Here is a 12511-nt window from a genome sequence, read left to right as displayed (position 1 = left end):
GTGCGGGTCAATCATATCCGTTTTGGCAATCTTACCCGTTCCACCCAAACCGTGATTGGAAATCAGGATCAACTCGGGATATTTCGCTTTGATAGCTGTATAGAAGATATCGAAACGCTTGTCATACTCATCGCCCCAGTTCTCATTACCAATCTCTACGTATTGCAACGGGAAAGGTTCGGGATGGCCCTGTTCGGCACGCTTGGCACCCCATTCGGTAGTCACGTCACCGATGGCGTACTCTATGGCATCCATGCAATCGTCCAGATAGTAAGCTATCTTACTCTCCGGTGAAGCGTCTCCCATGCGATACTGGCAACCCAGGCCGACGTTGCAGACGAACATTGCCTTTGCATCGATATCTTCGCAGAACTGCAACATTTCGTGATAACCGAAACCATACGAGCAACGGTAGCCCCAGGTACTGTATTCTCCCGACCGTGCAGCAGGATCGCCCAGAGACTTCTTCCATTCGAAACGGTTCTCCAACGAGATACCTTCTACCACACAGCCACCGGGCCAGCGTACAAAGGCGGGGTGCAATCCCTCCAAGATTTCAGCTACATCTTTCCGCAGTCCATTCGGACGGTCGTGGAAAGTTTTTTCGGGGAAGAGAGAAACATAATCTACATAGACTGTACCCGGAGCATCAAATTCCAAAGCAAGCTTTCCTTTGGCAGAAGTTGCCGTAGGTTGCATTGCCAGGCTCAGGTCGTTCCATTGTCCGGCAGCAGTTATATCAACAGGAGCGGAAGCCAGCACTTCGCCTTGCTCGGACAGCAACAGGGCAGTCACTTTTCCCTTGTAATCGGAAGCAGGGCGGATAATGGTACGCAACTGATAAGAGTTGTCTTTCACCAGATTCACCCCCCAGTATCCTTCGTTTATCAAGCGAACAGGAGTTGAAGCATTTTTAATGGTTACCTTCAGATTGTTCGGAGCCGTGGAGAACTTGGGTTGTTCCTTGGTCAGTTTCATTTCCGCAGCATCCTTTGTGCTCAGAGTCCAGCCCGGCACCGGTTCGGTAGTCCAGCGAAAACTTCCTTCTCTCACTTCACCCGAAATGTGATTGCACACTTTCTTCGGATGCAGCACATCGCCCTCGGCATAGTAACCTTCGGGCATTTCCAGTTCCTCGAAACTACGGTTCTTCACCAGTTCGGCATACAAGCCGCCGTCGCCCGCATGGTTAATCTCTTCGAAGAAGATGCCATACATGGATGACGCTACTTCAGCACCTTTCTCTTGTAGGTTGATTACAAGTTCTTCCTTCGGCGCAGCGTCCTTGCAGGAACTCAACAAAAGGGCAACTGCGGCGAAGGGTAAAAAAATCTTTTTCATAAGCCTGTTTATTTATCGGTATTAGATATATATATAATGTTCCACATGCAAAAATAAACTATATCTTCCAAGAACAGGGTATATAAAAGCATCAAATAGGTGGACTTTTCAGTTCATAATCGCAATTCTCAGCTAATTTCGGGACTGATAACTAAAGTTTTATTACGCATCAGTTTCCGGAAACAAATGTTGTCACCGAACGGGCAGGGATCACCGCTACCTTTTTATTCTTCAACTTTCCAACAGGCAAAAGGTCTTCTCCGGCTACATCCGACGTACGGTAACCTTGCCATGACTTCACCTTCGGATCGTTTACATCGACAGTGAACTCCTGTTCCCGGTCGGCATAGTTGATGACGACCATCGCCCACTGTCCGTCGATATTCCGATAGGCAGAACACATCAATCCCTGCTGATCGGTATCGCCATCCCGGATAGCTTTTCCTTCTTTATCAGTAGTTTCAACAGACATACGTACAGCACCCGGACGTATGAAGCGGCTGTAGTTCCCCAATATCCACATCAGTTTGGAGTCTTCCACCCTGCCGTCTTGTAAATCGGGGTCTGTATACTCACGGATCAGTCCGTCTTTGTAATCACCGCCAATGGCACGCCACCATTGCCAGCTGCGAGCGCCTGCATAAACAATGTCGTGGTGAATGATACGCGCTACATAAAGTGCGGTCTTCATGGTTCGGTCAAATCCATGTCCACCGCCGATTTCCTCGTCATTACCCATAATGCAGGTTTCGGACTGCCAGAAGTCCACACCGTATGTATCCAACGTATTCCGCAAGCGGAGGCGATAATCACGCAACATGTTCAGCGGGGTAGTAGTCCAGTAGCTATGTCCTGAAATAAGAGGGAGCACATTCGGGGTATCGCCCAGATAAGTATCCACACTATCGGGGCAGAAGAAAGATTGTATCTCATATCCGCGTTCATGGTCAGTCATATGGGTAGCGAACATACAGCGGTAATCTGATGCTTCACAAATGGTGATTCCCGTATGGATACCTTCCTTTACGAACTCTTTACTGATAAGACGTACGGCCCGGGCTATCTCTTTCTTTGTAGCCGGAGTACCTTCCTGCTTGGGACCGATCCAGTTCCAGTGTCCATCCGGTTCATTGAAGGGAGAAAGATAATCGAACTTGATGCCATCTTTCTTCTCAACTCCCTTTATCACGTTTGCCAGGAAGCGGGCAAAGTCTTCATAGTGTCCATCCTTCAGATTCAGTGTACCATCGCGTCCGGTATTAGTGGCAAGTCCGTTTTGAGTGAAATAAACGGGAGGGGAATTCAGGAAAGCGAGGAATTTATTGACTCCGCGTTCCTTCGCCAACCGAAGGAAGTTACGTTGACCTTCCTGTTTATCCCAGTTATAACTCCCGTCCGGCTGCAAGAAACATTCGGTACGCATCCAAGGAGAACCAATCTGGCTGGCGTCGCCCTGCTCCGTACTCCCTGCACCCAGATTGAACCGCCACAGGGAAAGACCGATACCTTTGGGCTTCCCGTTCGCGTCGTTTTCAGTACTGAATAACCAGTCGGCTATCTGTTTTTGTTTCTCTTCGGGCCATTTTCCCAAAACATGCATACTCCAGGCATCCGAAGCACCGAAATGTTCCATCACCTGCAAGAGTTGTCCGGTAACAATCCTGTAATTTATGTCCGCACGCTGTGCACACGAAGCACATACTACTGTAAAGACCAGTAATAACACTTTGTATCTCATCCTTTTCTATTTTACTAAATAAAAAAGAGATAGTTCGTCTTTCTCTCTTTCGAGGGAAAAGAGTCCCTATCTCTCTTTCACTATTGTTACAAATCAGTTATTGCAATCTGCTTATTCCAAAGCATAAGCATATATTTCGGACAAAGAAGCATTGGTACCTCTATAACTCTCTTCGATGGATACCTTGAAGTAACGTCCCTTCGTCGGAGTAACGCCGAACACCTGTCTATCAAGTATTTTCTCCATAGAGAATCGTCCTACTTCTGTCCAGTTCTCCTTGTCAGAGCTTACATAGAACTTACCAGACTTGGTATCCGTATAGCTTTCATTCTGCCTTTGCATCAAAGCAAACTGGGTGAAAGTATGTTCTGTTTTTGTATCTACGATTATTTCAAACGGGAAGCTAACCCAGTTTCCTGTCTGCCATGTTGAGTGCCAGTAAGTCGCAAGATTATCATCCAATGCACATCCGGCTTTGCCGCTTGCACCTTCACCTGTCAGTTCTTCGGTATTGGCTTCTGCCGTCCAGTCTGCGCGATCCAGTTTATGTCCCATCACACGGAAAGCCAACGGAGATACCACCTTCGCCGCAGAAATCTCAAATTGAGAAACTTCTGCAATCTTAACGGGCAGCATATAATCACCCGGTACCAGTTGGTCACCATTTATCGTGACTTCCAGTTCCATATTCGTAGTGCCATTGGGAAGGGTTACCATCTCCGGAACAGTATAAGTTCCTTCAGGCAGAACCTTGAAGTTAGTTCCATTGTCTGCATTGTACTCGGCAATATATTCCTTATCAACTACAAATTTACACTCCAAATCCCATTTATTATCTGTATCAAGACCGAATTTTACTTTCTCCGTAAATGTAGAGACAGAACCATAATCCAACAGTTTCACTTCTACATCCGAATTGGCAAAGCCAATGGCAGGCGTAATCACTCCTGTCAGTTTCAGGAACAATTCATTCTTTTCGGCATTGATGGAGTCTGTTTCACTGGTAACCTGTAAAGGTAATACCCATACGGCTTCCGGATCAGTTTCCATGAATGCTTTTACACTCTGAGGTTTCAGGAAGATATTTACCAGTTTATACCGGTCGGCAGATGAAAAGTCCAACGTGGTTGCATCCAGCGAATAACAGTTCTCACCTATCAGCTTATAGTTCGTTCCTTCCGGTTCGCTATATTCCTCGTCAAGTTCCGCTTGTGTCAGCACACTGACTTTGACACTGGCAGTCAGACTGGGATCACTCCCGGACTTAACTACGGAAAGAGTATACTTATTATCTTCATCCGTATCATACAACGTAAGATCCTGCTTACCGCTATTATTCACATACAGTATTTTATGGTACTCTTCCGGTACCAGTTGGTCCAAATCATATTTTGATTCGCTGCAGGCACCCAGTAGCACCAGGCCGCCCATCAACAATATTGTTCTTATTTTCATAAAGCTTTGTTATTAGAGATTGATTAATATCCGGGGGCCTGTACTAACTGAGGGTTACTGTAAAGCTCATCCATGTCACTTCTTGACCAAACGGGCATCAGATACAGTTTGTCATCCCACTTGAACGGTTGGTTAACCAAGGTAGGTTTGTTGAATTCCTCAAAACTCGGATTCACACGAAGACCATCCAGACCGTAGCGCATACCGGCTTTCAACATCTGAGGAGCAATTGCCCAACGACGCAGGTCATAGTAGCGGTGTCCCTCTTCAAAGAGTTCAACGAACCGTTCGTTGCGCACCCAATCAGTCAGAGTCATGCTGCCTGTTACATCACTTCCAGTCAGTTCGGAAATACCGGCACGACGACGAATCTCATTCAGATTAGCAAGGGCTTCACCTTCATTATCCAACGCTGCATAGCACTCTGCCAGATTCAGGTAAAGTTCGGCCATACGAATCAACGGACGACGGGGAGCTGTGTGCTGACGGGTACCATCGGCGCCAAAATAGATGTTGGGATCGATGAACTTTTTCGACAGATAACCGCTTCCAGCACAGTTACGGGTATTACTTGTGTTATATCCGTTTGTATTGGTATTTTTCAGGTTAATCCACAACGGATTGCCATTATTAATCTTCGAGCTGTATTGAGTGCCGTCAAATACAATCCATGCATAGAAACGGGCTTCACGCTTAGCGTGCATCTTGATAATGTCATTCTTCACATCTTCACCGTCCAGATTATTGGTTGCCAGAGCAGGGCTTTGAGCGCCTTCATAGAAACGGGTATACCATTCTTCCTCAGGATAGAAATTGGGGTCCTGTGCCGGCAACTTACCGTTCTCAGTATAGAAATGCTGTACAGAATACAACGTCGGTGCCATAGCTGCCCAACCTCCTACATAAACTCCATTACTTCTCTTCACCACTTTGTTTGGCAAACGACAGTCCGTACCTTCTCCACCATTCTGGGCATCCAGTTCAATACGTTGTGCCCAAATCAGCTCCTTGTTATTATCGCCTTCGTTGGCAGTAACCATATATTGGAACATACGTACACGTTCTTTAAACTCACGGTTTTCCTCAGTGTCTTCTTCACGTCCCGGGATGAAAGGAAGAGCTATTCCGTCACGGTCAGCTTTCTTGTTTGCCGTTTCAATGTCAAAGAGTTGATAACCGGCTTCCTTGGCAGCAGTCAAGGCTTCCTGACAAGCAGTAAGGGCACGTGTCCATTTCTCGCGGTCGTAGCTGGAACTTACCAGTTCGTTACCATAACCGTCTGTCTCATAATTCTTATTCTTCCATTCCGGATTGGGGAACGAACCGTTCCACAACGGAGAAGCGGCATACAATAATATACGGGCTTTCAAAGCCTTAGCCATAGTAGAAGTAGCACGGCCCAATTCATTGTTAGGACGTGTTGCAGGAAGCGCACGGGCTGCATCATCCAGCTTGCCCACGATAAAATTCACACAGTAGTCGAAGTGTGAGCGTCCGGGAAGGTCTGAACTAGTAACATTCGGGTCCACTTTCTCAGGAATAATAGGACAGGGACCGAAAGCCTGAAGCACACGGAAATGATAATAAGCCTCCAGGAAATAACATTCACCTTTGTACTCTTCCTTATCTTCTGCCGTAACTCCCACCGGTTGCAAGTCATCAATCAGGCTCAGGAAATGGTGTACATACCCCAACCAGTTATAACTGGGAATCCAGATATTCATATCATCACCTCCCCAACTGTTGGAATATGCCGGAGAAATAGTTCCCCACGCCACTTGTTGCTGCCAGTTGGAGTAAGCATAAGGCTGAATAATCTCATCAGCTGACTGCTCAAAAGCATGATAATGATAAGGAGTAGAACGCGGAGTACCGCCATAGCAAGTATACAAGAAAGACAATGTAGCTTCTTCATCTTTCATGGTGTCTTTAAAATCAGCCTGTGCAGGCGGAATGACATCCAGATAATTGCATGATACCAGGCAACAGGAAGCTATCAATACCTGCGCCATTCGGGATATTTTATATGTTAGTTTCATACTTCAATAATGTATTAGATTGTTTCTTAGAATGTAAATTGAACGCCCAGATTGAACGTGCGTGACAACGGATAAGCATTCCATGCCAGTTCAGGATCCCACAATTTGAAGGGGCTGAATACCGCCAGATTATCGCCACTGAGATAGATACGGCAATAAGGCAAGCGATAGCCGATTTCCAACGTCTTGAAGCGGAGGAAGTTTCCATTGCGCAGCCAGAATGTACTGGGCTGAACGTTATTGGTTACATCGGCTTTGGTCAAGCCCAAACGGGGATATGCCGCATTCGGATTCGGATTGTCTACTGACCAATGGTCGTCTGCAATCCACTGCATCAGGTTTCGGGCCAATGTTTCAGCCTCTTCACCATCTCCACCGCCAGAAAGGAAAGGAGCGATTCCACTGTTGATCATTATCTTACGTTTAGCCGAACCGTTGAAGAATACACCTAAATCAAAGTTCTTATAGACAATATTCAAACCGAAGCCATACTGAATACGGGGATGCCAGTCATAAGATGAAATCATCACCTGGTCTTCAGTAGTAATCTGTCCGTCACCGTTTATATCACGATACTTGATATCACCCGGCATGATGTTGGCACCCAGTTGTGATTGGTCCGGTGAGTTGGCAATTTCTTCTTCGCTTGCGAACAATCCCTCGGCAATATAACCTTTAACAGTATTCAATGGTTTGCCGGTATTGGTTTGCCAAACATACGGATAACTGGGTTCATCCACATATTTATATTCATTCTGGTTGTAGGTAAAGTTACCGCGAAGGTCTAACGTCAGGTCTTTTCCAAACTGTTTCGTCCAGTTCAAGCTTAACTCGAAACCTTGGTTTTCTACTTCACCAATATTACTCCAGGGTTTTGATCCCCAATATCCCAACATCGAAGGCCAGGAAGCACGTGACATCAGGATGCGCTCGCGTTTGTCATGGAAATAATCAAATGTAATATTCAGTTGGTTAAACAACATCATGTCGAAACCGATATCGAACTTCTTCACATGTTCCCAACCTGCGTCCTGCACCGCTAATACATAGAATCCGGGACCTTGTTTACTGATCTCACTCGTAGGAAGTCCGGTCCAAAACTTATGTGCTGAACCAATACCGATATTATTCTGATAGAGGAAATGTGGAGCTCCACTGGCAAAGGCATCACTACCTACCAAACCGTAAGAGCCTCTGATCTTAAAGTGATTGATATACTTGCTTATCGGCTCCCAGAACTTTTCAGAACTTGCTACCCAACCTGCTGACACAGCCGGAAAGAACTCAAAACGCTGACCGGCAGCCAAGCGTTCGGAACCATTATAACCGAAGTTGAATTCAACCAGATATTTACTGGCGTAATCGTAAGTCACACGTCCGGAGTAACCTTGATTACGGTTCGGCAATACATCGCTACGATATTCACGCATCATATACATTGCCATTGCTGTCAGGTTGTGATCACCGAAACTACGTTTCCAGTCCAGACGGGCATCGAAGTAGAAAGTCTGGTCCGAATTACGACTAATGCCGGATTGGCTCAGGAACTGATCTCCGGTCTGCAACAACTGATAATCATATTCGCCGGTTTCAGGATTATAGGAACCATCTTTCACCTTATATATATTAGACTTTATACTACGGGTATATGAAGTTTCCGACCAGTTTTTAAAATTCACCAGTGCTTTCAGGCTCAATCCTTTGGTAATAACACTCAAGTCCTGATTCAAAGCCAATGAAGTATTCAGGGTATTGAAGTTTACTTCCTTGAAAGAACTCATCATATATTCATACGGATTGGTTCCCAAAACGCCCGGTTTAATCTCTGCACCGCCAAAGCGAATGAAACCGTCGTCCCCATCCTGCTGTGGAAAATAAGCGGGGAATTCCACCGGATTGGTACGCATAACCCTCTTGTACAAGTCATTGCCTATATTATAGTTAGGACCTTGCATATTACCGATCTGTGCCATCATGCGCAAATCAATGGTAGTGGTATTGGTCAGTTTATAGGAGATGTTATTCTGAAAATTATATTGCCACTGGTTAATATTGGGATTATAGAAGTAGTCCGGTGCATCGAGGAGACCTGTATCATGGTTAGCCTGAAGGCTCATATAGTAAGTTACACGCGAACCACCACCCGATACATTCACATTGGCACGTTGGTTATAATTGCCCGAACGGAATATCTGGTCAAACCAGTCCACATCGGGATATACATAAGGATTAGTACCCAATTCTGTATTCAGGATCTGGTCTTCACTATACTTAGGAGAAGTGATCGGGGTCAAACTTCTGGCCTGTTCCGCTTCATTGTAAGCCCGCATATAGGTAGCACCATCAGCAAATTTCGGTACATTTATCGGACGGAAGTAAGAAGCTTCCAATGAAACATTGATAGTAGCTTTCGTATTCTCCTGCCCCTTCTTGGTGGTTACCAGCATTACACCGTTTGCACCGCGGTTACCGTAGATAGCAGTTGCCGAAGCGTCTTTCAATAAAGAAAAGCTTTCGATGGATTCTGCCGGGATACGGTTCAGGTCGGCAGATGAAATTTCGATGCCATCCAACAAAATCAACGGAGTAGCCACACCACCGAACGTATTGATACCGCGGATATAAAATTCGGAAGTAGAACCCGGTTCACCACTGTTCACCATGGATACCACACCGGCAAGTTTTCCGGCAAGTGAACTGGTCAATGAAGAGGAAGGTGCTTTTAATGTAGCTCCCTTCACTGTAGCAATGGCACCTGTCACAGATACTTTCTTCTGTGTACCCTGACCTACAATCACTACTTCATCCAACATTTCATTGTCCGATGCAAGCTTCACGGTCATTACACCCAAGTCACCTACCATCAGTGTCTGTGTTTTGTAGCCGATATAAGAGAATATCAGCTCTGTTTTGCTGGTTACAGAAATCTGGAACTTACCATCAATGTCGGTAATGGTACCTCCATCTTCACCTTGCACTTTCACATTTACACCAATCAAAGTCTCTCCGGTAGAGGAGTCAACTACAGTTCCTACCAAAGTACGTTTCTGCGGTGTTGTACTTTGAGTCGTTATTTGCACTGAAGAATTATCCGATTCCGCAAAGGCAGAAGAGGGATAATTGCAAATAAAACCAGTGCAAACGAGCAGGCCGGCAAGGACTCTCCGATTGTTTCTTACTAATACTGATTTCATCATCTTACTAGATTAAAGTTAAAAAATTAAGTTAGCTTCTTTTATTATCTTTTCTGATATTTATCTTGTTTTATAGCACCTGTATATAATAATATCTGCGTCAGAAAAAATCGCATAAACCCTGCAAAGATAACATACAAGAAAATGTATACCTAAGTACTTATGCAGGTTTATGCCAGTTTCTTCGCAAAACTTATCTTACTATCGCTTTTTAGTAGGTTGTTATTACTATGGAAGCATCTTCCAACCCTTTTGCAGAAACTTTCACCTGTATGTCGCCTTTTTCTCCATCAGGCTGAACAATGGCAATAGCCTTTCCCCGGAATGTATTGGGAGTAAGTGAACGAAAACTTTCCATATCGGCATAGGCTGCATTTCCACCTGCTATGACAGTTCCTTTGCCCATACATTCGATTTTGACAGGCAGAGAAGTTTCGGGAACTACGTTTCCATTTTTATCCACCAGCTCAATCTTGACGTAGGAAAGATCGTTCTTGCAAGCCTTTATTTTACTGCGGTCGGCAATCAAACGGATAGCCGCAGGTTCTCCGGCAGTCTTTAATACGAATTCCTCCTTACCTTTTGAGTTCACCGCTTTCAAAGTTCCCGGTTCATAGGGCACATCGAAGGTAGCTGTGTAGTTCTCTTTACCCGTTTCTTTTTCTCCGATAAGCTTGTCGTTCAGATAGAGTTTCACTTTCGGAGAACGGCTGTATACGTTTACTTTCATCACTTTTCCTTCGCAACTCGTCCAATTCCAACTCACCAACTCATTGGGCCAGCCCCAACCGTTCACCACTTCTTTCTTGCCTTCGGGAACAGGAGCATGGACTGCCATAGTAATGGGACGCTCGCGCCACAACACATCACGATAATAAGATTGAGGCTTCTTGTCGCCACAAAGGTCAATATCACCGCACCAACCATTATACCAAGGCCAACCCATAAACTGCGTATCATGCTCGCCCTCTTTCAGATATAAGGCATGAGCTAATCCAGCCTCACCCAGATAGTCAATAGCGGTCCACACGAAATCACCTATTACATAAGGATGCTTTTCTACCAAGTTCCAGTTCTGGGCAGCTTCTTTCGGATAAGACTCACTACCATAGATCACGCGATCGGGATAGGCAGCATGATCGCTCTCATATTTCCACCAGATATAATTGTAGCCTGCCACATCCAGATTCTTGAAGATCCGGTAGGAATCTTTGTCCCAACTAAACTGGCGTCTGTCCCAGAAGTCATTGGAACCGATGGTTGTGAAACGGGATGTATCGTACTTGCGGACGGTATTCACCAGTCTTTTGGAAATCAAGTCTCCCTCAGGTTCATCAGCACGTTGCTCCACCTCGTTACCGATACTCCACATAATGATAGAGGGATGATTCCGGTCACGGCGGACAGACGCAGCCAAATCCCAGTCGCTCCATTCATCAAAGAACTGATGATAGTCCTGCTCGCGTTTAGCTTTCTGCCATTGGTCAAAGGTTTCATGAATCACCAGCATACCCAATCTGTCGCAAGCATCAAGGAAATACTCGGACACTTGATTGTGGGCACATCTGACGGCATTGTAGCCGTTAGCTTTCATCAGTTCCACTTTCCGTTCTTCGGCACGGTCGATGGCGGCGGCTCCCAAAAGTCCGTTATCGTGATGTACGCAACCTCCTTTCAGCTTCATCGACTTACCATTCAGCAGAAAGCCTTTCTCAGCAGAAAAAGAAAGGGTGCGGATACCAAAAGGAACAGATATCTTATCATACTCCTTTCCGTCTGAGGAAAGGGATACTTCCGCTGTATAAAGCACAGGGGTATCCACTGACCATAACTCGGGCTTTTTAAGAGAGAAAGATGTTGCCACCGGCGTTCCTTCAGAGAGTATCACGTCCTGTGAAGTAGAAAACACTTCGTTTCCGGCAGGTGAATATATTTTAATACCTATTTTACCTGATTGATTTTGCAGGCCCTCGTTATGTACAATAGTAGAGAACTGAATCACAGCTTCCTTCTTCTGAAGTTCGGAAGCGTTGACAAAAGTATCCCATTTATCCAGATAGAGTTTATTTGTCTTGATCAGCCATACATGGCGGAAGATACCCGAACCGGCATACCAGCGACTGTTACGTCCGGCGTTCACCACTTTCATGGCAATCACGTTCGGAGTACCGGGTGCATTCAGATAAGGAGTGATGTCTACACGATAAGAGGTATATCCATAAACATTATAATTAGCTTTCTTACCATTGATCCATAGCTCGGACTGATTGTATACTCCTTCAAAATAGAGAACAATACGTTTATCGGCATCGCTTCCTGCAAGAGTGAGTTCTTTTCTGTACCAACCTTCACCACCAACGGTCTGTCCCGTATCGATGTCACCTTCGCTCATGCGAGAGAAAGGACCGGTAGTAATGCCTTGTTTTTGAAAAGACAATGGTTCAACGCTCCAGTCATGGGGAAGATCAAGAACTCTCCAATGACTATCATTATATTCCGGTTGTTCGGCATTGGCTACGATGCCTAAATGAAATTTCCAGTTACTGTCAAAAAGAGTCTTCCGGTCGGATGCATGAAGCACAGCGTCCGGCAATAATGTGAATAACATCACACAAGAAAGAAGTAATTTGCTTACTGTTCTCATAATACTAATATGATCTAAGTTTAATTATCCAAGGGCAAAGCAAGTGATATTTAATTAGAAGATAGGCACAAAAACAGGTTATCGAAGGGGCAAAATCCTT

Annotated in this window: 5 protein-coding genes and 1 pseudogene; all 6 read right to left on the bottom strand. The window is 45.3% G+C overall.

Features of this window, described 5'->3' with window-relative positions:
* Positions 1-1341, bottom strand: a pseudogene (locus tag BACCELL_RS09785) (alpha-L-arabinofuranosidase C-terminal domain-containing protein); the annotation flags it as partial.
* A gap of 169 nt (positions 1342-1510) precedes the next feature.
* A complete protein-coding gene (locus BACCELL_RS09780) occupies positions 1511-3079 on the bottom strand; it encodes a glycoside hydrolase (RefSeq protein ID WP_007211583.1) in 1569 nt (522 codons plus the stop codon).
* 111 nt (positions 3080-3190) lie between these two features.
* Positions 3191-4534, bottom strand: coding sequence for a BT_3987 domain-containing protein (locus tag BACCELL_RS09775; RefSeq protein ID WP_007211582.1), 1344 nt, complete (start codon positions 4532-4534; stop codon positions 3191-3193).
* Between the two features lie 23 nt (positions 4535-4557).
* The gene (locus tag BACCELL_RS09770; protein ID WP_007211581.1) at positions 4558-6573 is read right to left on the bottom strand and encodes a RagB/SusD family nutrient uptake outer membrane protein; all 2016 of its coding nucleotides are present in this window, start codon (positions 6571-6573) and stop codon (positions 4558-4560) included.
* Between the two features lie 26 nt (positions 6574-6599).
* Positions 6600-9767 (bottom strand): SusC/RagA family TonB-linked outer membrane protein, encoded by a 3168-nt coding sequence (locus BACCELL_RS09765; protein ID WP_007219122.1) that lies wholly within the window; start codon positions 9765-9767, stop codon positions 6600-6602.
* A gap of 211 nt (positions 9768-9978) precedes the next feature.
* Positions 9979-12411 carry a glycoside hydrolase family 2 TIM barrel-domain containing protein gene (locus tag BACCELL_RS09760; RefSeq protein ID WP_044153561.1) on the bottom strand — a complete coding sequence of 811 codons (2433 nt, stop codon included), beginning with the start codon at positions 12409-12411 and terminating at the stop codon, positions 9979-9981.
* Positions 12412-12511 lie beyond the last annotated feature (100 nt).

It is taken from the genome of Bacteroides cellulosilyticus DSM 14838 (assembly GCF_000158035.1).
Classification (GTDB): Bacteria; Bacteroidota; Bacteroidia; order Bacteroidales; family Bacteroidaceae; genus Bacteroides; species Bacteroides cellulosilyticus.
Note: the sequence above shows the minus strand (reverse complement) of the source record. Positions and strands in the feature narration are given on the sequence as shown.

What these genes read in the sequence shown, in the direction of transcription:
- BACCELL_RS09780 (WP_007211583.1), bottom strand. Translation starts at nt 3,079, where the DNA reads ATGAGATACAAAGTGTTATTACTGGTCTTTACAGTAGTATGTGCTTCG.
- BACCELL_RS09775 (WP_007211582.1), bottom strand. Translation starts at nt 4,534, where the DNA reads ATGAAAATAAGAACAATATTGTTGATGGGCGGCCTGGTGCTACTGGGT.
- BACCELL_RS09770 (WP_007211581.1), bottom strand. Translation starts at nt 6,573, where the DNA reads ATGAAACTAACATATAAAATATCCCGAATGGCGCAGGTATTGATAGCT.
- BACCELL_RS09765 (WP_007219122.1), bottom strand. Translation starts at nt 9,767, where the DNA reads ATGAAATCAGTATTAGTAAGAAACAATCGGAGAGTCCTTGCCGGCCTG.
- BACCELL_RS09760 (WP_044153561.1), bottom strand. Translation starts at nt 12,411, where the DNA reads ATGAGAACAGTAAGCAAATTACTTCTTTCTTGTGTGATGTTATTCACA.